Raw genomic sequence first — 19,292 nt, 5'->3', positions numbered from 1 at the left:
AGACCGCGACGCATGTCAGCAGCGGGCCGGGCACCATGTCGGGGCCCGTCGCCGCAGACCAGCCGGGACCCGGCGGGCCGGGCGGGCCGGGTGGTTCGGCCGCCGACGACACGGACCTGCAGGAGCTGGTGTCCTCCGCCGACAACCGCTGGGCCGCTGCCAGCGTGGGGTCGATGAGTGCGGGCGGTCTCGAGCTGCAGACGGGTGCGTCGGTGATGGCGATCGGTGGTTTCAACGGCGGCGATGACGCGCCCACCCTCGAACAGTTCCAGGCCTATGTGGCCGACGGGCAGGTTCGCTACTTCATCGCCTCCGATGGCCCCGGCGGCCCCGGTGGGCGAGATGGTCCCGGTGGTGCGGGCGGGGGTGGCAGTGCGTCCAGCCAGATCACCGCATGGGTGCAGCAGAACTTCGTCCCGATGGAGGTCGGCGGCGCCACGGTCTACGACCTGCAGGCCTGAGTAGCCCGCGAGACTGAGCTTGTGTGCGAGAAGTCCGCCCGATTTCGCACGCAAGCTCAGTCTCGGCTGCGTTGACAGGCAGGCCCGGCCCAGCAATAATCCCCACCAAGATAATAAATCTGGTCAGACGTACCAACTTTACGGGGAAACATGACAGCCACCGACGAGATCGTCCACAACGCCGGGCGCTACGAGCTGAGCCATCTGCGTGCGCTGGAGGCCGAGGCCATCCACATCATCAGGGAGGTGGCCGCCGAGTTCGAACGGCCCGTGCTGCTGTTCTCCGGCGGCAAGGACTCCATCGTGATGCTGCAACTGGCGATCAAGGCGTTCCGTCCCGGCCGGCTGCCGTTCCCGGTGATGCACGTCGACACCGGGCACAACTTCGAAGAAGTCATCGCCACTCGCGACGCTCTGGTCGCCGAGCACGGCGTGCGCCTGGTCGTGGCCAGCGTCGAGGACGACATCGCCGCCGGACGGGTCGTCGACAGCGGCTCATCGCGCAACCCGCTGCAGACCGTGACGTTGTTGCGCGGCATCCGGGAGAACAGGTTCGACGCCGCCTTCGGCGGGGCGCGGCGTGACGAGGAGAAGGCACGCGCCAAGGAGCGGGTGTTCAGCTTCCGCGACGAGTTCGGCCAGTGGGACCCCAAGAACCAGCGCCCGGAGGTGTGGCACCTCTACAACGGCCGGCACCGCAAGGGTGAGCACATCCGGGCCTTCCCGCTGTCCAACTGGACCGAGTTCGACATCTGGTCCTACATCGGCGCCGAGAAGATCACCTTGCCCTCGATCTACTACGCGCACCGCCGCAAGGTCTTCGAGCGCGACGGCATGCTGCTGGCCGTGCACGAGTATCTGCAACCCGGCCCCGACGAACCGGTGATCGAGAAGTCGGTGCGCTTCCGCACCGTCGGCGATGTCACCTGCACCGGCTGCGTGGAGTCCGAGGCGGCCACCGTCGCCGAGGTGATCGCCGAGACCGCGGTGTCCCGGCTCACCGAGCGTGGAGCCACCCGCGCCGACGACCGGATCTCCGAAGCAGGCATGGAAGACCGCAAGCGTGAGGGGTACTTCTGATGAGCGCTTGCGCGAAGAACAGAGGACTTCTGATGAGCGCTTGCGCGAAGAAGCGAGGATTCTGATGAGTACGACCGAAACCCGGGCCGCGGAAGCCACGCTGACCAAGCCCACCGCGACGCTGTTGCGGATCGCGACCGCCGGATCGGTCGACGATGGCAAGTCCACCCTGATCGGCCGGCTGCTGTTCGACTCCAAGGCCGTCATGGAAGACCAGCTGGCCTCGGTCGAGCGGACCTCGCGGGAACGCGGACACGACTTCACCGACCTCGCTCTGGTGACCGACGGCCTGCGCGCCGAACGCGAACAGGGCATCACGATCGACGTCGCCTACCGCTACTTCGCAACCGCCAAACGCAAATTCATCATCGCCGACACCCCCGGCCACATCCAGTACACCCGCAACATGGTCACCGGCACGTCGACCGCGCACCTGGCGATCGTGCTGGTCGATGCCCGCCACGGGCTGCTCGAACAGTCGCGCCGGCACGCGTTCCTGGCGTCGCTGCTGGGCGTCCAGCACGTTGTGCTGGCCGTCAACAAGATGGACCTGATCGACTGGGACGAAGCACGATTCGAGAAGATCCGCGACGACTTCCACGACTTCGCCGCGCGTCTGGACGTCCACGACGTCACGACCATCCCGCTCTCGGCGCTCAACGGCGACAACGTGGTCACCAAATCCGCCGCCTCCCCGTGGTACGACGGGCCCACGCTGCTGAGTCACCTCGAAGACGTCTACGTCGCCGGCGACCGCAACCTGGTCGACGTCCGATTCCCGGTGCAGTACGTGATCCGGCCGCAGACCCGCGACCATCACGACCACCGCAGCTACGCCGGCAGCGTGGCCAGCGGCGTGATGCGGGTGGGCGACGAGGTCGCGGTCCTGCCGGTGGGCCGGACCAGTCACATCGCCGCGATCGAGGGACCCGGCGGCCCCATCGACGAGGCGTTCCCGCCGATGGCGGTGTCGATCAGCCTGGCCGACGACATCGACATCTCCCGTGGCGACATGATCGCCCGCCCGAACAACCAGCCGCGCATCGCGCAGGAGTTCGACGCCACGGTGTGCTGGATGGCCGACGGCTCCTCGCTGGAGCCCGGACGGGACTACGTCATCAAGCACACCACCCGCACCACCCGGGTCAAGGTCACCGGCCTGGACTACCGGCTCGACGTGAACACGTTGCACCGGGACAAGTCCGCGACCGCGCTCAAGCTCAACGAGCTGGGCCGGATTTCGCTGCGGTCCCAGGTGCCGCTGCTGATCGACGAGTACAGCCGCATCGCGGCGACCGGCTCGTTCATCCTGATCGACCCGAACACCAACGTCACGGTGGCGGCCGGCATGGTGCTGCCCTCGGTGACCGCGCGCAGCGCGAGCCCGAACACGGTGCGGCACGAGTCGCTGTGCACGTCCGAGGACAGGCTGAGCAAGGGCAGGATGATCTGGTTCACCGGCCTGTCCGGTTCGGGCAAGTCCTCGGTGGCGATGCTGGTCGAACAGAAGCTGCTCGAAAAGGGAGTTCCCGCCTACGTTCTCGACGGCGACAACCTGCGGCACGGGCTGAACGCCGACCTGGGCTTCTCGATGGCCGACCGCTCGGAGAACCTGCGGCGCCTGGCGCATGTGGCGGCGATACTCGCCGACTCCGGACAGGTCGTGCTGGTCCCGGCGATCAGCCCGCTGGAAGAGCATCGGGAACTGGCTCGCGCCGTGGCACAGGACGCGGGTGTCGACTTCCTCGAGGTCTTCTGCGACACCCCGCTCGACGATTGTGAGAGGCGCGATCCGAAGGGTCTGTACGCCAAGGCGCGCTCGGGTGAGATCACCCATTTCACCGGTATCGACAGCCCCTATCAGCGGCCGAAGAACCCTGATCTGCGGCTCACCCCGGAGCGCTCACCCGACGAGCTGGCAGCCGAGGTCATCGGACTGCTCGAGGGCCGCGACCGGTGAACGATCACGAACTGGCGGCGCGACTGGCCGCCGAGGCAGGCAGACTGCTGCTCGACGTCCGCACCGAATTCGCCGACGCCGAGGCCACTGAGCGGAAAGCGGCGGGTGACAAGCGCTCTCACGACTTCCTGATGGCAGCGCTGGCCGCCGAGCGGCCCGATGACGCCGTCTTGTCCGAAGAAGGGGTCGATGATCCGGTCAGGCTGTCGTCGCAACGGGTCTGGATCGTCGATCCGCTCGACGGAACCAGGGAATTCTCCGAACTCGGCCGCACCGACTGGGCCGTGCACGTCGCGCTGTGGGAAGCAGGCGAACTGATCGCGGGCGCGGTCGCGCTGCCGGCGCAGGACATGACGCTGGCGACTCCCACGGTCGGTGCCCCACCGCCGGCGCCGGAGGTGGCGCGCGTCGTGGTGTCGCGGACCCGGCCACCGGCGATCGCGCTCTCGGTCAGAGACGCACTCGGCGGCGAACTCGTCGAGATGGGTTCGGCCGGAGCCAAAGTCGCCTCAGTCGTGCAGGGACTCTCCGACGTCTACGTGCACGCCGGCGGTCAGTACGAGTGGGATTCCGCCGCGCCGGTCGCGGTGGCGCGCGCCGCCGGACTGCACACCTCACGCATCGACGGTTCGCCGCTGATCTACAACCAGCGCGACTCGAAGCTGCCCGACCTGGTCGTGTGCCGCCCCGAGCTCGCCGAGGCCGTGCTGGCCGTCACCGCCGGCTGATCGGTCGGGGCACGCGCCCGCGGGTGCTTGCGTCACGAGCGACGGGGGATAGAGTCGGCCCGAAGTCTCTCCGCCGCCGGCTTGGTGCGCGGACCGTAAGGGGTGGTGATTGTGCGTTACGCCGTCGCAGCGGTGGTCCTCGGCCTGAGTCTGGCCGGCTGCGGATCCGAGGACGCCGCCCCGCCTCCGTCGCCCGCCGAGTCGTCGAGCACTGCCGCCGAGTCGTCAGCCCCCGAATCGTCAGCCCCGGCTGCCACGGCGGGTTCCGACGAACAGCAGATCCGCGCGCTCGTCGCCGCCCAGACCGATGCCATCGCCGACGGCGACTGGGACGCCCTGGCGGATCTGACCTGCTTGCAGTACCGCGAACAGGCCCGCGACCCGGGAGCCAACCTGGTTCCGCCGATCAGTCAGTTCGGCCCGCGCGAGCAGGTCTCGACGCTGGACCCGGAGGTGGTCGCCGACCAGCTCGGCCAGCAGTTCGGTGGTGGTGCCTCACCGCAGACCCTCGACCAGGTCGCGCAGGCGATCGTCGACTACGACCAGCAGGCCTACCAGGACGGCATGCTCGAGCTGCTGACCCAATCCCTGACGTTGACCGTCGACAGCGTAGACAACATCCAGGTCGCCGGCGACACGGCCAGCGCGGACGTCACCGCCACCCGCCAGATGGGCGACAACCCGCCGCAGACCAGCACCGAGAACACCCCCTATGTCCGCGAGGACGGACAGTGGCTGGACTGCGCCGACCCGTCGGGCGGGGCCTGACGACCTCGCCGACGGCGATCCGGCGACCGGGTGTGGCGCGGCGCGCGCCGACCCGTTCACCGTCGTGGTCCCCGAATCCGCCGACCGACCCGACTAACCTTGGCCCATGCGGATGTCGGCGAAGGCGGAGTACGCCGTCCGCGCCATGATCCAGCTGGCCACCGTGGACGCCGGCACCCTGGTCAAAACCGAGGACCTGGCCAGGGCACAGGGCATCCCGGCGCAGTTCCTCGTCGACATCCTGTCCGACCTGCGCACCGACCGGCTGGTACGCAGCCACCGGGGCCGCGACGGGGGCTACGAACTGGGCCGCCCGGCCGCCGACATCAGCATCGCCGACGTGTTGCGCTGTATCGACGGCCCGCTGGCCAGCGTGCGCGACATCGGCCTCGGGGACCTGCCGTACTCGGGCCCGACCGCCGCCCTGACCGATGTCTGGCGCGCCCTCCGGGCCAGCATGCGGTCGGTCCTGGAACAGACCAGTCTGGCCGCCGTCGCCGCCGGCGAGCTACCCGAACATGTCCGGGGTTTCGCCGCCGACTACCGCAGCCAGGAGGAAGCGCGCGGGCATTCCGACCTCTGAGCCGGCGTGGTAGGAATTGCCTGTGGCGTTCGATGTCCGCGATCTCGCTGCCCCGATCCTCATCGCGCCGATGGCCGGGGGCCCGTCGACGCCCGAACTCGCCGCAGCCGGATCGAACGCTGGCGGGCTCGGCTTCGTCGCCGCCGGCTACCTGTCCGCCGACGCGTTCGCCGAGCGCCTGACCGCGGCGCGCCGACTCACCTCGGGACCACTCGGCGCCAATCTGTTCGTCCCGCACCCCAGCGCGGCCACCCCCGACGCGATCGACCGCTACGCCGGCGCGCTGTCCGGGGAGGCGCAACGCTACGGCGTCACCCTCGGCGAGCCCCGGTTCAGCGACGACCACTGGTCCGCCAAGCTCGACGTGCTGGTCGAACTCGCACCCGAGGTGGTGTCGTTCACCTTCGGGCTCCCCGGTGCCGAGGATCTGTGCCGGCTCAGCGCGGCCGGCATCACCACCGTCGCGACGGTGACCACCCTGGACGAAGCGCGTCGTGCCGCCGGCTGCGGGGTGGATTGCCTTGCTGTCCAGGGGCCTCGGGCCGGTGGGCACCGCGGCACCTTCGATCCCACCGCAACCCCGTCCGATGAGCCGCTCGAGCACCTGCTGGCGGCCGTCGTCGCGGATCTCGACGTGCCGGTGGTGGCGGCCGGCGGGTTGATGAACGCCGAGGACGTGGCGCGGGTCCGGCGGTGCGGAGCGGTCGCGGCACAGCTGGGGACGGCTTTCCTGCTGGCCGACGAAGCGGGCAGCAGCGCCGTGCACCGGGCCGCGCTGACCGACCCGGCGTTCACCGAAACCGTTGTGACCAAGTCGTTTTCCGGCCGGTATGCCCGGGGGCTGCGGAACAGGTTCATCGACGAGCACGACGTCGACGCTCCGTTCGGCTACCCCGAGGTGCACTACCTGACCAGCCCGGTGCGCGCCGCGGCGGTGCGGGCCGGGGATCCGAACGGGGTCAATGTGTGGGCCGGCACCGGTTACGCGAAGGCGCAACCGGCTCCGGCGGCCGCGATCATCCGAGCACTGATCTCTTCCCACTGATGGCTGAGCTGACCCGCCGCGCGTTCGCACTGGGATTCGGTGCGCTGGTGGCCGCGCCGTGGGTGGGGGGATGCGCCGGCGGTGCGCAGGACGGCGGCGCCGACCACGTCGTCGTGGTGGGAGCCGGCATGGCCGGCCTGGCCGCCGCACGGCGGCTGGCCGACTCGGGGGTCGCGGTGACGGTACTCGAGGCGCGCAGCCGGATCGGCGGGCGTACCTGGACGGACACCTCGCTCGGGGTGCCCGTCGACCTGGGTGCGGCCTGGATCCACGGCACCCAGGGCAACCCGCTGACCGAGCTGGCCGCCCAAGCGGGCGCCCGGACGGTCGAAACCGACTTCGACAACGTCGCCGTCCTGCAAGACGGCAGGCCGGTCCCGGAGGCCGACCTGGCCGCCGCGGCCCGTAGCTGGGAAGCCACTATGGGCCAGGTCTATGAGGCGGCCGGGGACGCCGGACCGTACGCGTCGCTGGCGAGCGCGCTGGCGCGCTTCGCCGACCGCGACGATCCGCTGATCCAGTGGGCCATCGCGTCGAGCATCACCGCCGAATACGCCGCCGACCCGGACGAACTGTCGCTGCGCTGGTTCGGCAGCGAGGGTGAGCTCGACGGCCCCGATGTGCTGCTGCCGAACGGCTACGGACAACTCGTCCAACACCTTTCGCGGGGCCTGCAGATCCAGTTGGATACCGAGGTCACCGGCATCGACTACGGCGGCGCCCAGGTCGCGGTGCAGACCAGCCACGGCACGGTCGAGGCCGACCGGGTGATCGTGACGGTCCCGCTCGGCGTGCTCAAGGCAGGTGTCATCGACTTCTACCCGCCGCTGCGGTCAGATCAGCGGCGCGCCATCGAACGGCTGGGATTCGGGGTACTCGACAAGGTCGTGCTGAGGTTCGACGAGGCGACCTGGCCCGAGGACGTCGACGTGTTCGGAGTCGCCGGTCGTGGCCAGCCCGTCTCAGATCTGGTCAACGGCCTGCGCTTCGCCCAGACCCCGCTTCTGGTCGGCTTGCGGGGCGGCGTCGCCGCGCAGACCCGCGAGAAACTCTCCGACCGGGAGGCGGTCGACGAGGTGCTTGCGGCGCTGGGCCTGGGGCAACCCGTCGGCGCGCTGGTGACCCGGTGGGCGGCCGACCCGTACGCGCGGGGCTCCTACAGTTTCCTCGCTGCGGGGTCGAGCCCCCGCGATCAGCGGGCGCTGGCCGAACCGGCGGGGAAACGCCTGTCTTTCGCCGGAGAGGCGACACACGAGGAGTTCTTCGCGACCGTGCACGGGGCCTACCTCAGCGGGCTGCGCGCGGCGGACCGGATCCTGAGTTAGTCCAGCGGCTCGACGACGACGTCGCCGTCGTCCGAGCGGGCCGTGATCACCGACGCGGCGTCGGCGGTGTCACGAGTCTGGGGAACCGTCACCATCGTGGAACCCCATGGCTGGCCGGTCGTCGCGTTCACCACGTACGGACCGGGAGCCGGTACTGCGAGAACGACCTCGCCGTTGCCGGTCTGGGTGTCGACGACCGGTGGTGGCGCGGCGAAGTCGACGCTGATGTCGCCGGTAGCGGTGACTGCGCGAAACGATTCGCTCACCGAGATCGCCGCGCGGGTGTGGACGTCGCCGTGATCGTTGGAGATGTCGATGTGGCGCGCCGATCCGTTGAGCACGACGGCGCCTTCTTCGGTCCTGGCCACCAGCGCGTCGAGGTCGGCATCGGCGAACACCAACCCCATCTTCTGGTTCGTCGTGACAGTGAGGTTGCCAGCCAGCTCGGGTGGCAGGATGACCCGGATCTCCCCGGCTCTGCCCCAGTGCAGCAACGGCGATGCTTCCGACTTGATGCTCACCTGGGCCGTGGCGCCGTCCTCGCTGAGTGCCCACGGTTGTGAGCCCGCTCGGGTGGCGGTGACCATCCGCATGTCGATGCGCGGTTCGGTGGCGTCGCGGTCGCCGATGATGCGGATGGCGACTGGCACCGTGCCGGTGTCGACGGCGAGGGTGCTCATGGTGGCGGGCAGCGCGATGGTGTCGGCGAGCACCCGGAACCTGCTCAGCCCCCACGCCAGACTGGCCAGCGACACCACGACGCCCAGGATCACGGCGCACGCGATGGCGATCAGCAGCACACGCACCGCGGTGCGTCCGCCGGGCGACAGCGGAGGCGGTGGCGAGGCCGGCTCAGGGGGAGCGGCGGTGGGTGCGGTCACAGCAGAGTCCTCTCGGGTCCGTTGTCTACGTTCAGGATTCGAGGTAACGCAGAACGGCCAGCACGCGGCGGTTCTCGCTCTCGTCGGGGATGAGATCGAGCTTGGAGAAGATCGAGGCGATGTGCTTCTCGGCCGACCCGACCGAGATGTGCAGCGCCGTCGCGATGGCCGAATTGGTTCTTCCCTCGGCCATAAGCTGCAGCACTTCGTGTTCGCGGGGCGTCAACGCGTCGAGGACGTTGCGCCGGTGCGACCGGATCAGGATCTGGGACACCACCTCGGGATCGAGCACGGTGCCACCGTTGCCGACGACCTGCACGGCGTCGAGGAAGGCGGGGACATCGGCCACCCGGTCCTTGAGGAGATAGCCGAATCCCTTGGTGTCCGCGGCGATGAGATCGGCGGCATAGCGTTCCTCGACATAGTGCGACAGCACCAGTACCGCGGATTCCGGATTCTGGGAGCGCAGCAGGGCGGCGGCCCTGATGCCTTCGTCGGTGAACGTCGGCGGCATCCGGACGTCGACGATCGCCAGATCGGGACGGTGCTCGTTGACCAGCCGCAGCAGGTTGGTGGCGTCGGGCACCCCGGCGATCACCTCGTGGCCGGCGTCGGTCAGGATCCGTTCGATCCCGGTGCGCAGCAGTGCGGAGTCTTCGGCGATCACGATGCGCATGGCAGCACCGCGGTGATGATCGTGGGTCCGGTGACCGGGCTGGACACCGTGAACGTGCCGCGGGCGGCCCGCACCCGCTCGTCGAGGCCGCGCAGCCCGGTGGCGTCACCGTCGTCGGTGATGTGTGCCCCGCCGTGCCCGTCGTCGAACACGGTGACGTGCAGGTGGTTCGACGCTTCATCGAGCCGCACGGTGACCGCTGCGTGCGTGGCGCCGGAATGTCTGGTGACGTTCGTCAGTGCCTCGGCCACCACGAAGTAGGCGCATGCCTCGATCTCGTCGGGCAGCCGACGCGGCAGCTCCACGCTCAGCGTCGTCGGTACCCCGGAGTTCGCGGTGCGCTGCACCACCGAGGACAGTGCGGCGTCCAGGCCGCGGTCGGACAGGATGGTCGGGGCGATACCGCGCACGACGTTGCGCAGCTCGACCAGGGCACTCTTGGCGTCCTCGTGCGCCTCGGCGATCAGCGACTTCGCCGCGGGGAGATCGCTGTCGAACTTGGTCTGCGCCAGCCCGATCGTCATCGCCAGCGACACCAGCCGCGGTTGGACGCTGTCGTGCAGGTCTCGTTCGATGCGGTGGCGCTCGGTCTGCGCCGAGGTCACCGCGCCCTCCCGGGCGTCGGCCAGCGCACTGACCTGATACTGCAGTGCGGCGGTCGGCGACGGGCTGAGCAGCCAGCGATCGATGGTGGCATCCAAGGCCGGGGCGAACACCAGCATCGTCGCCGCGGCCGCCAGTGCGACGATCGCGAGCGCAACGGCCACCGGGGTCGGTAGGAACGACAGCCCGCTCTCGGGGTCACTGTTGCCGATCGCGATCGCGGCCGCCGGCGCGAGGAAGGTGAACCCCAGCAGCACGAACGTCAGGCCGGTGACCAACCCGTCGTAGATCATGCGCAGGTAGTGGTGGGTCACCGACTTCCAGAATCGGGCGCTGCTGAGGTCGAGCCACAGTTGGTGCGCCCAGCGCGCAAAGCCGCTGTACGGGGAAAGCCGTCTCGGGGGGATGCCGATGTCCATGCCGAACACCGCTTGACTGCGAACCCGTTCGACCCGGTCGACGCCGCGCATCAGATAGATGAACACCACTCCGGCGACCAGGAATCCGACGATGCTGGGTATCGACGAGATACCGATCAGCACGATTCCCAACGGAATCCAGAACCACACCACCGCCAGTGCGCCCCCGGCGATCAACGACGCGGTGGGTACCACGCCGAATGCGCGTGGGCGCGGCTTGGCGGCGTCGGCGGGAACCGTCTCGGCGACGGTGTCCAGATCAGTCACTACGGCCATGCACCCAACCTATGGACCCGCGGGCGCCGGGGACACAGCGTTTTCCCGAGACACGGGTGGGGGTTTTCCTCCAGTGACGGCACGGCGGTGCGACGACACCTTTGTGCACAACCCGAGCCGACAATGGCCATACTGGCACCCATGACCGCCGACACGACCGGCCGACGGCCCACAATACTCGGATACATCGGCCCGAACTGGTTCGCCTCGGTGATGGGCACCGGGATCGTGGCCACCGCCGGCGCCTCCCTGCCTGTGCACGTCCCTGGACTGCGGGCGTTCGCCCAATTGGTGTGGGTGGTCGCGGCCGCGTGGCTGGTGGTGCTCATCGTCGCGACGGTTGCGCATTGGGTGCGTAACTCCGAGATGGCCCGCAGCCACGTCCGCAACCCGCAGATGGCCCACTTCTACGGGGCCGCCCCGATGGCGCTGCTGACCGTCGGCGCCGGGGCGCTGCTGGTCGGCGTGGACCTGATCGGCATGCGGACCGCGGTGAATCTGGCCTGGATCCTGTGGATCACCGGCACCATCGGTGGCCTGTACACCGCGCTGAGCATCCCGTATCTGATGTTCACCCAGTACCGGGTGGAGCCCGACGCCGCGTTCGGCGGCTGGCTGATGCCGGTGGTGCCGCCGATGGTCGCGGCGGCCACCGGCGCATTGTTGATCCCGCACATGGCCGAGGGTGTCGGTCGCGCCACCATGCTCTACGGCTGTTACGCGATGTTCGGGCTGTCGCTGGTCGCGTCGCTGATCATCATCACGATGGTGTGGAGCCGGCTGGCGCACTTCGGCACCTCGGGCACCGCGCGCGTGCCCACGTTGTGGATCGTGCTGGGCCCGCTGGGCCAGTCGATCACCGTGGCCGGACTGCTCGGCACCGACGCCGCGCTGGCCGTCGACGAGCACCTGGCCGAAGGGATGAGCGTGTTCGCGGTGCTCTACGGCGTCCCGGTGTGGGGCTTTTCGGTGCTGTGGATCGCGTTGGCCACCGCATTGACGGTGCGCACGCTGCGCCGGGGGATGCCGTTCGCCCTGACGTGGTGGAGCCTGACGTTCCCGGTCGGCACCTTCGTCACCGGAACCACCCAGCTGGCCGTGCACACCGAACTGCCGGCCTTCCGGTATGCCGCCGCGATCGCCTATCTGGGCCTGTTGTGCACCTGGATGCTGGTGGCGGTGCGCACCTTGCGCTACGGGCTGCGCGGCGTGCTGTTCAACCCGCCGGCCCCCGACCCGATCCGGGCCCGCAAGGATTAGGCGCGAAACGGGAGGGTCGTTCTGCGCGCCGGATCCGCGCGGCATGCCAGAATCGCCGACGTGCGAATCGGGATGACGATGCCGGTGATGGAACCCGATCTGGACCGTACGACGCTGAAATCCTGGGCGCAGCTCGTCGACGGCGGCCCGTTCTCGTCGCTGTGCTGGGGTGAGCGCATCGCGTTCGACAACCCGGAGAGCCTCACCCTGCTCGGCGCGCTGGGCGCCTGGACCGACCGGGTGCGGTTGGTGACCACCGTGGTGATCCCGCAGCTGCACGACCCGGTGATGCTCGCCAAGGCGCTGGCCACCGGCGATGTCCTCAGTGGCGGACGGCTCACCGTCGGTGTCGGGGTGGGCGGGCGCCATGAGGACTACCGGGCCGTCGGCGCCGATCCTGCGACCCAGACCATGCGGCAGATGGCCGATCGGGTGGCGGTGATGAAGCGCGTGTGGGCGGGGGAGAAGGTCACCGATTCGACGCTGCCGGTGGGTCCTGCGCCGGTGCAGGCGGGCGGACCGCAGCTGCTGGTCGGCACGATGGGGCCCAAGACGGTGCGCAGCGCGGCGGCGTGGGCCGACGGGTTGGCCGGCATCACCCTGGACCTCGACGTGGCCCGGGACGGCGAGCTGTTCGACGTCGCCCGCGAGGCCTGGCGGCAACAGGGCAAGGCCGCACCCCACCTGGCGACCTCGTTCTGGTTCGCCCTCGGCGACGGCGACGCCCCCCGCGAGCAGGTGCGCCGCCACCTGCTGCGATACATGAACTGGATACCGCCGGAGGTGGTGGAGGCGATGGCCCCGACCACCGGCTGGGCCGGCACCGAGGACGAGCTGCGCGCCGTGCTGGAACGGTTCGCCGAGGTCGGCACCGATGAGATCCACCTGATTCCGACGAGTTCGGACATCGACCAGGTGCGTCGTGTCGCCGAAGTCGTCGAGGATTTCGGCCGGCTGGGCGACAATCTGCAGACATGACGACAACCTGGCGTGCCCGCGCCGCGCGGACATGGGAGTCGCTGAGCAAGCAGGCTCCGGCACCACTGGCCCCACCCGACACCTATCCTGTGGGCGAGGTCGCGCAGATGCTGCGCGACCTCGGCATCGCGCTGGTGGAGGTCCAGGTTCCCAGCGGTTTCGTGAACTCGATCCTGACCCACGTCGCCGCGCGCTACACCACCGAGCCGGCCCGAATCGTCGTGTTGCCGACGGTGCTGATCGTCCAGGTGGGCAGCACCGCTCACGAGGTGACGACCTCGACGCACGGCACCACGCAACTCGATCGCGCCGGAAAGATCGACAAGATCGTCCGGCTGGCCTCGGCGGGTGCGATCACGCCGACGGACGCGGTGCACGCCGTCGCCGAGGCGCGCACCGCACGGCCCCGCTTCGGCCCGTTCACCACGCTGGTCGGCTATGTCATCACCACCCTCGGGTTCGGCATCGTGATGAATCCGGCATGGACGGCGTTGTGGGCCTACCTGTTTCTCGGTGCCGTGGTCGGGGGCATCGTCGTCGCCGCCGCCAAGGTGCCGACATTGGCCGTCGTCGTGCCGTCGTTGTCCGCGGCGGTGGTGACGACCTTGGCCATCTGGTTCGTCGCCGACGCCGCCGGCGACGAGCTGATCAGGATCATCGCCCCGGCCCTGGTGGCCACGCTGCCGGGGCTGTCGCTGACGATCGGTGCCCTGGAACTTGCCGGCGGCGCGGTCATGGCGGGGTCGAGCCGGTTGGTGTACGGCCTCGTGCAGTTGATGCTGCTGGTGTTCGGGGTGGTGATCGGCATTTCCATCGCCGGGAAGGTGACCCCGCACCCCACGGCGACCCAGATCGGTCCGGTTTCGTTCTACGTGGCCATCGCCGTCATCGGAATCGGCCTTTATTTGTATCTTTCGGCCCCGCGCGGTTCCTTGCCGTGGCTGACGGCCGCCGTGGCGGTAGCCCTGGTCGGTCAGCAGGTGGGTGGCCTGTTTCTGTCGTCGGCACACTCCGGGGCCGTGGGTGCGCTGCTGGTCTTCCCGTTCGCCATGATCGCGGCCAGGATGAAGACCGCGCCGCCGATGTACGTCATGCTTCTCGCCGCCTTCTGGTCGCTGGTGCCCGGAGGCCTGGGCTTCGAATCGCTCAGCGAGGCCACCGCGGGCCACTCGTTCAACGCCATGACGCTGGCCACCACCTTCTCCGCCGTCTTCTCGATCGCGCTGGGCACGCTGCTGGCCTGGAGCATCTTCGACACCATCCAGGCGCGGACCAAGGCCAGGATCCCGGGCGGCGTCGGCACCGGCGGCAAGGTTGTGCTGTGACCGACAGCCGACCGCTGCCGCCGATCGTGTCCCGGTCCGAATGGGATACGGCGCGAGCCGAACTGCTGGTGCTGGAGAAAGAACTCATCCGGGCCAAGGATGCGGTGAGCGCGGCGCGCCGCCGCCTGCCGATGGTCGAGATCGACACCCCGTACGTGTTCGAACACGAATCCGGCCCGCTGACGCTGGCGGACCTGTTCGAGGGCCGCAGTCAGCTCATCGTGCAGCACTTCATGTTCGGGCCCGACTGGGACGAGGGCTGCGCGGGATGCTCGATGATGGCCGACCACGTCGGGCCGCTCTCGCATCTGTACGCCAAGGACACCTCGTTCGTGCTGGTGTCCCGCGCGCCGGTGGGCAAGCTGGTGGCGTTCAAGGATCGGATGGGCTGGGATCTGCCGTGGGTTTCGTCGGGCGGGTCGACGTTCAACGACGACTTCCACGTCACAGTCGACGGACAGGAGCGGCACTCGATCAGCGTGTTCCTGCGCGACGGTGATCGGGTGTTCCACACCTGGCAGACGTTCGACCGCGGCGAGGAACCCTTCATGGTGGTGTTCGACCTGCTCGACCTCACGCCGTACGGACGCCAGGAGACCTGGGAGAACTCACCGCAGGGCTGGCCGCAGCAGCCGCCCTACGAGTGGATCCGGTTGCACGACGCGTACTGAGCGGGGCCCGCCGGCCGGTCGCGGGAGTACGCATTGTGACCAAATTCGTCGATTTTTCGTCAACAAGCGGACGCTCGGCATCGGGAACCCGGTGGGGCGGCGCCGTGTCTGGCCTAGTGTTTAGGGCCGTGTGCACCCGCGTGTTGTGGAACTCCAATGACCTTGCGGTACTGACCGGTCGCAGCATGGACTGGCCGGAATCTACCGAACCGCTGATCGTGGCGTTCCCAGCGGGCCGCGCACGCGATGGCGGCGCACTGGCCGGCGTCGACGTCGTTCCGCGCAATCCGCTGCGCTGGACCAGCCGCTACACCAGCCTGGTCACCACGGTCTACGGGCTGGGCGGCATCGACGGGTTCAACGAGAAGGGCCTGGCCGGGCACGGGCTGTACCTGAAATCCACCGACTTCGGACTGCGTAACCCCGCCGAGCCCGGCGTACACGCGGGCATGTGGCTGCAGTACCTGCTCGATCAGGCCGCCACCGTGGACGAAGCGCTGGCGTTGATGGACGGAATCGACGTGGTGATGGTCGGCGCGCACGGTCACGACGCGACGATCCACCTCGCGTTGGAGGACGTGACGGGCGACTCGGCGATCATCGAGTTCGACCACGGCAACCCGGTGATCCATCACGGCCGCCAGTTCACCTTGATGACCAACGATCCCAGCTATGACGAGCAGCTGGCGCTGCTGGCCGCGCAGGACTTCTCCCACCCGTCCCGGGACATGCCGTTGCCCGGCAACGTCAACGCCGTCGACCGGTTCCAGCGCGCGGCATACTATTCCGCGCTGCTTCCCGATCCTGCGAACGAACGCCAGGCGGTCGCCGGGGTGATGGCGGTGATGCGCAACGTTTCGGTGCCGTTCGGGGCGCCCTATGGCGAATTCGGCGTCTACAACACCGAATACCGCACCGTCTGTGATCTGACCAATCGCGTCTACTTCTTCGAGCTGACCACCAGCCCCAACACCATCTGGGTGCGCTTCGACGGGCTCGACCTCGCCGCCGGCGGCGATCCGCTGGTGGCCAACCCGTACGACGAGACGATGATCGGCGACGTGACGGCCCGGTTGGCGCCGGGCCCCATCGGTTTCTGACGAGGACTCGAGGACGAGGAGGCGCACGTGCTGGAGATCATCTCGAAAGGGTCGGCCGCCGAAGATCATTCGACCCCGTTGCTGTTCGTGCACGGCGCCTGGCACGGCGCCTGGTGCTGGGACGAGCACTTTCTGGACTATTTCGCCGAGCGCGGCTACGCATGCTTGGCGCCCAGTCTGCGGGGGCACGCCGGAAGCCCTGGAATCGAGCGGTTGCGCCGGACTCGGATTCGCGACTACGTGGACGATCTGATCGGGCTGGTCGATTCGCTGCCGGTGCCGCCGGTCCTGGTTGGCCACTCGATGGGCGGTTTCGTCGTCCAGAAGTTCCTCGAGCGCCGGCGGTGCGCCGGAGCGGTTCTGCTCGCGGCGATCCCGCCGGCCGGTGCGCTGGGGGCGACGCTGCGCACCGCGCGGCACCACCCGATGCCGTTCCTCAAGGCCAATGCCGAGCTCCGCTTGGGGCCGATGGTCGCCACCCCGGACCTCGCGCGTCAGCTGTTCCTCTCCGCGGCCACTCCCGACGCCGACGTCGTCGGGTTTCAGCGCCGCCTGCAGGACGAGTCCTACCTGGCCTACCTGGACATGGTGATGCTTGACCTGGTCAGGACGAAACGGGTGGCGTCGGTGCCCATGCTGGTTCTCGGGGCGGAGAACGACGTCATCGTCTCGGTGCGCGAGGTCCGTCGCACCGGTGAGGTGTACGGAACCGAGGCCGAGATCTTCCCGGCCATGGCCCACGACATGATGCTCGAACCACAGTGGAGCGCCGTGGCCGACCGGATCGCCGCCTGGTTGGAGAGCCAGGGCCGGTAGCGCCTAGACCGTCACGACCTCGTAGTCGTCGAGATGGCCGATGAGCACGTGCAGCTGATCCTGCGAGGACCCCAGCGTGTTCTCGATCGCGGTCAGCCGGGCCGCGTAGTGGCCCACCGGGTACTCGGCCGTGACGCCGATGCCGCCGTGCAGCTGAATGGCCTCCTGGCTGATGTGCCGTCCCGAGCGACCGATCTGCAGCTTGGCCCGCGCGGCGATCGTCGGGTCCAGGTTGCCGTCGGCGATCGACATGGCCGCATACAGCGTCATACTGCGGGCCAGCTCGAGTGAGACGTACATGTCCGCGGCGCGCTGGGTCAGCGTTTGGAACGTGTTGAGCGTGACGCCGAACTGCTTGCGCTGGGTGAGGTATTCGGTGGTCAGCCGCAGCGCTTCCTCCATCGCCCCGAGTGCTTCGGCGCACAGGGCCGAGGAGATGCGAACCAGCGCATGGCTGATGGCGGCGGAGGCGTCGACGGCCTCACCGAGGGGCTGGGCGGACACCGCGTCCAGGTCGAGCTGGGCTCCGCGCTGACCGTCGAACGTGCGGTAGGGCTCCCGGCGCACAGCGCCGGCATCGACGAGGAACACCCCGGTGCCGCCGTCGGGCAGCGCGGCGCTGACCACCAGTGTGTCCGCGCAGTCGCCGGCCAGAACGGGATTCTTGCACCCGGTCAGCGCCCACGAATCACCCTGGCGGACAGCCTTCGTCGCGACCTGGCCGGCTGGCAGGCGCATCCCCGGCTCGGAATGCGCGAACGCCAGCAGCCGTTCCCCGGCGGCCACCTCGTCGAGCAGCGCCCGCTGCTCGGCGGTGCCCACCTCGGCGATCAGCGAGCCCGGCCCCAGCGCGGCGTGCACCACGGGCTCGGGGGCCAGGCGGCGGCCGATCTCGGTCAGCGCGGCCTGGATCTCGATCTGGCCGCCCGCGTCTTCCTCGAAACCCAATCCCAGGATGCCGATCTCGGCGAGCTGGCTCCAGACGTCGCGGCTCCAACCGAGTTCACTGTCGAGGACTTTGAGCCGGTGTTCGATGTCGTAGGTGCGGGACACCACCTCCCGGGTGGTGTCCCGCAGCAGGACCTGCTCTTCGCTGAGTTGAAAATCCATGGTGGCGCTCACACTCCGAGGATGGTTGACGAGATGATGGTGCGCTGGACCTCGTTGCTGCCGCCGTAGATCGAGGTCTTGCGGTAGTTCAGATAGTGCGGTGCGCTGTGCTGTGCCCACTCGGGTGAGGTGATCGCCGTCCCCGCCTCGAACGGCAGCGCGTCGGCGCCGGCGACCTCGACCATCAGCTCGGTGGCGAGCTGCTGCAGTTGGCTGCCGCGCAGTTTCAGCACCGAGGACGCCGGGTTGGGTTTGCCGCCCTCCGAGCTCGAGGTGACCCGCATCTGGGTGAGTTCGAGGGCCAGGATGTCGTTCTCGGCCTCGGCGAGCCGGGCGGCGAACAGCGGATCGTCGAGCAGTCCGCTGGCTTTGGCCCGCGCCTTGACGTCGGAGAGCCGCAGCTTGGTGCGCCCGACCTGGGCGATGCCGGTGCGTTCGTTGCCCAGGAGGAACTTGGCGTAGCTCCAGCCCTGGTTCTCCTCGCCGACGAGCTGGTCGGCGGGCACCCGGACGTCTTCGAAGAAGACCTCGTTGACCTCGAAGCTGCCGTCGATGAGTTTGATCGGCCGCAGCGTGATGCCGGGGGTGTTCATGTCGAAGAGCAGGAACGAGATGCCGGCCTGTTTCTTCGGGGCGTTGGGGTCGGTGCGGACCAGGCAGAAGATCCAGTCGGCGTACTGGCCCAGCGTGGTCCAGGTCTTCTGGCCGTTGACGACGTAGCTGTCGCCGTCGCGCAGCGCGGTGGTCCGCAGCGACGCCAGGTCCGAGCCGGCTTCGGGTTCGGAGAAGCCCTGGCACCACCAGATGTCCAGCGCGGCGGTGGGGGGCAGGAATCGCTCCTTGAGCTCCTGGGACCCGAATTCGGCGACCACCGGGCCGACCATGCTGGCATTGAACGTCAGTGGCTCGGGCACGCTGGCCAGCTGCATCTCGTCCAGCCAGATCTGCTTCTGGGTGGGTGTCCAGTCCTTGCCGCCCCACTCGACCGGCCAGTTCGGCACCGCCAGCCCGTGCTCGTGGAGGATCTTGTGGGTGGTGACGATGTCGTCGCGGTCGATCTCGCCGCCCTTGCGGCTGCGTTCCCGGATCTCGGCGGGGATCTCGGTGCGGAAGAACGTCCGAAGCTCGTCGCGGAACGCGGCTTCCTCGGGTGTCAGCGCCAGCTGCATGGCGGCCTCCTGGTCCGGTGGGTGGATCTAGTGCCAGACTAACCACCCGGTTGGTCGG

The 19,292-nt window shown here is 68.9% G+C and carries 19 protein-coding genes; 14 read left to right on the top strand and 5 right to left on the bottom strand.

Features of this window, described 5'->3' with window-relative positions; translation table 11 throughout:
- The 8 genes from ACXAID_RS09710 to ACXAID_RS09675 form a co-directional block, all read left to right on the top strand.
- On the top strand, nt 1-461 hold a 461-nt coding region (locus ACXAID_RS09710), incomplete at its 5' end, for a mannosyltransferase YkcB-related protein (RefSeq protein ID WP_475021990.1).
- A 150-nt stretch (nt 462-611) separates the two neighbouring features.
- Nucleotides 612-1,541: a sulfate adenylyltransferase subunit CysD gene (gene cysD, locus ACXAID_RS09705; RefSeq protein ID WP_475021989.1), complete on the top strand. Its 930-nt coding sequence runs from the start codon at nt 612-614 to the stop codon at nt 1,539-1,541.
- Nucleotides 1,542-1,605: 64 nt separating this feature from the next.
- Nucleotides 1,606-3,501 (top strand): adenylyl-sulfate kinase, encoded by a 1,896-nt coding sequence (gene cysC, locus ACXAID_RS09700; protein WP_475021988.1) that lies wholly within the window; start codon nt 1,606-1,608, stop codon nt 3,499-3,501.
- Nucleotides 3,498-4,229 carry a 3'(2'),5'-bisphosphate nucleotidase CysQ gene (locus ACXAID_RS09695; RefSeq protein WP_475021987.1) on the top strand — a complete coding sequence of 244 codons (732 nt, stop codon included), beginning with the start codon at nt 3,498-3,500 and terminating at the stop codon, nt 4,227-4,229. The genes cysC and ACXAID_RS09695 overlap by 4 nt, the downstream gene beginning before the upstream one ends.
- Nucleotides 4,230-4,340: 111 nt before the next feature.
- Nucleotides 4,341-4,997: a hypothetical protein gene (locus ACXAID_RS09690; protein WP_475021986.1), complete on the top strand. Its 657-nt coding sequence runs from the start codon at nt 4,341-4,343 to the stop codon at nt 4,995-4,997.
- A 106-nt stretch (nt 4,998-5,103) separates the two neighbouring features.
- The gene (locus tag ACXAID_RS09685; RefSeq protein WP_475021985.1) at nt 5,104-5,580 is read left to right on the top strand and encodes an Rrf2 family transcriptional regulator; all 477 of its coding nucleotides are present in this window, start codon (nt 5,104-5,106) and stop codon (nt 5,578-5,580) included.
- A 22-nt stretch (nt 5,581-5,602) separates the two neighbouring features.
- A complete protein-coding gene (locus ACXAID_RS09680; protein WP_475021984.1) occupies nt 5,603-6,625 on the top strand; it encodes a nitronate monooxygenase in 1,023 nt (340 codons plus the stop codon).
- Complete coding sequence (locus tag ACXAID_RS09675) at nt 6,625-7,950, top strand: flavin monoamine oxidase family protein (protein ID WP_475021983.1); 1,326 nt, start codon at nt 6,625-6,627, stop codon at nt 7,948-7,950. The genes ACXAID_RS09680 and ACXAID_RS09675 overlap by 1 nt, the downstream gene beginning before the upstream one ends.
- Here the strand turns inward: ACXAID_RS09675 and ACXAID_RS09670 are convergent.
- Genes ACXAID_RS09670 through ACXAID_RS09660 form a run of 3 tightly spaced genes read right to left on the bottom strand, consistent with a single transcriptional unit; the run spans nt 7,947 to nt 10,805 of the window.
- Nucleotides 7,947-8,831 (bottom strand): DUF4097 family beta strand repeat-containing protein, encoded by an 885-nt coding sequence (locus tag ACXAID_RS09670; RefSeq protein ID WP_475021982.1) that lies wholly within the window; start codon nt 8,829-8,831, stop codon nt 7,947-7,949. The two genes, ACXAID_RS09675 and ACXAID_RS09670, sit on opposite strands and share 4 nt — an antisense overlap.
- A 31-nt stretch (nt 8,832-8,862) precedes the next feature.
- Nucleotides 8,863-9,507, bottom strand: a complete 645-nt coding sequence (locus tag ACXAID_RS09665; RefSeq protein WP_475021981.1) for a response regulator transcription factor — start codon at nt 9,505-9,507, stop codon at nt 8,863-8,865.
- Entirely contained in the window at nt 9,495-10,805 is a 1,311-nt protein-coding gene (locus ACXAID_RS09660) for a sensor histidine kinase (protein WP_475021980.1), read from the bottom strand. The genes ACXAID_RS09665 and ACXAID_RS09660 overlap by 13 nt, the downstream gene beginning before the upstream one ends.
- Before the next feature lie 123 nt (nt 10,806-10,928).
- Here ACXAID_RS09660 and ACXAID_RS09655 point away from each other — a divergent pair, with 123 nt between their 5' ends.
- The 6 genes from ACXAID_RS09655 (at nt 10,929) to ACXAID_RS09630 (ending at nt 16,955) form a co-directional block, all read left to right on the top strand.
- A complete protein-coding gene (locus tag ACXAID_RS09655; protein WP_475021979.1) occupies nt 10,929-12,065 on the top strand; it encodes a TDT family transporter in 1,137 nt (378 codons plus the stop codon).
- Nucleotides 12,066-12,143: 78 nt separating this feature from the next.
- A complete protein-coding gene (locus ACXAID_RS09650; protein WP_475021993.1) occupies nt 12,144-13,043 on the top strand; it encodes an LLM class flavin-dependent oxidoreductase in 900 nt (299 codons plus the stop codon).
- Nucleotides 13,040-14,368 carry a threonine/serine exporter family protein gene (locus ACXAID_RS09645; protein ID WP_475021978.1) on the top strand — a complete coding sequence of 443 codons (1,329 nt, stop codon included), beginning with the start codon at nt 13,040-13,042 and terminating at the stop codon, nt 14,366-14,368. Before ACXAID_RS09650 ends, ACXAID_RS09645 begins: the two co-directional genes overlap by 4 nt.
- Complete coding sequence (locus ACXAID_RS09640) at nt 14,365-15,039, top strand: DUF899 domain-containing protein (protein WP_475021977.1); 675 nt, start codon at nt 14,365-14,367, stop codon at nt 15,037-15,039. The genes ACXAID_RS09645 and ACXAID_RS09640 overlap by 4 nt, the downstream gene beginning before the upstream one ends.
- 128 nt (nt 15,040-15,167) lie before the next feature.
- A complete protein-coding gene (locus ACXAID_RS09635) occupies nt 15,168-16,139 on the top strand; it encodes a linear amide C-N hydrolase (RefSeq protein ID WP_475021976.1) in 972 nt (323 codons plus the stop codon).
- Nucleotides 16,140-16,166: 27 nt separating this feature from the next.
- Nucleotides 16,167-16,955, top strand: coding sequence for an alpha/beta hydrolase (locus tag ACXAID_RS09630; RefSeq protein ID WP_475021975.1), 789 nt, complete (start codon nt 16,167-16,169; stop codon nt 16,953-16,955).
- A 3-nt stretch (nt 16,956-16,958) separates the two neighbouring features.
- Here ACXAID_RS09630 and ACXAID_RS09625 read toward each other — a convergent pair whose 3' ends face one another.
- Nucleotides 16,959-18,065: an acyl-CoA dehydrogenase family protein gene (locus tag ACXAID_RS09625; RefSeq protein WP_475021992.1), complete on the bottom strand. Its 1,107-nt coding sequence runs from the start codon at nt 18,063-18,065 to the stop codon at nt 16,959-16,961.
- 8 nt (nt 18,066-18,073) lie between these two features.
- Nucleotides 18,074-19,234, bottom strand: a complete 1,161-nt coding sequence (locus ACXAID_RS09620) for an acyl-CoA dehydrogenase family protein (RefSeq protein WP_475021974.1) — start codon at nt 19,232-19,234, stop codon at nt 18,074-18,076.
- Nucleotides 19,235-19,292 lie beyond the last annotated feature (58 nt).

It is taken from the genome of Mycobacterium sp. ABE4_509 (assembly GCF_056160785.1).
Note: the sequence above shows the minus strand (reverse complement) of the source record. Positions and strands in the feature narration are given on the sequence as shown.

Excerpts from the sequence above, each read along its gene's own strand:
- ACXAID_RS09650 (WP_475021993.1), top strand. The coding sequence starts at position 12,144 with ATGCCGGTGATGGAACCCGATCTGGACCGTACGACGCTGAAATCCTGG.
- ACXAID_RS09685 (WP_475021985.1), top strand. The coding sequence starts at position 5,104 with ATGCGGATGTCGGCGAAGGCGGAGTACGCCGTCCGCGCCATGATCCAG.
- ACXAID_RS09675 (WP_475021983.1), top strand. The coding sequence starts at position 6,625 with ATGGCTGAGCTGACCCGCCGCGCGTTCGCACTGGGATTCGGTGCGCTG.
- ACXAID_RS09645 (WP_475021978.1), top strand. The coding sequence starts at position 13,040 with ATGACGACAACCTGGCGTGCCCGCGCCGCGCGGACATGGGAGTCGCTG.
- ACXAID_RS09655 (WP_475021979.1), top strand. The coding sequence starts at position 10,929 with ATGGCCATACTGGCACCCATGACCGCCGACACGACCGGCCGACGGCCC.
- ACXAID_RS09625 (WP_475021992.1), bottom strand. The coding sequence starts at position 18,065 with ATGGATTTTCAACTCAGCGAAGAGCAGGTCCTGCTGCGGGACACCACC.
- ACXAID_RS09620 (WP_475021974.1), bottom strand. The coding sequence starts at position 19,234 with ATGCAGCTGGCGCTGACACCCGAGGAAGCCGCGTTCCGCGACGAGCTT.
- cysD (WP_475021989.1), top strand. The coding sequence starts at position 612 with ATGACAGCCACCGACGAGATCGTCCACAACGCCGGGCGCTACGAGCTG.
- cysC (WP_475021988.1), top strand. The coding sequence starts at position 1,606 with ATGAGTACGACCGAAACCCGGGCCGCGGAAGCCACGCTGACCAAGCCC.
- ACXAID_RS09665 (WP_475021981.1), bottom strand. The coding sequence starts at position 9,507 with ATGCGCATCGTGATCGCCGAAGACTCCGCACTGCTGCGCACCGGGATC.
- ACXAID_RS09660 (WP_475021980.1), bottom strand. The coding sequence starts at position 10,805 with ATGGCCGTAGTGACTGATCTGGACACCGTCGCCGAGACGGTTCCCGCC.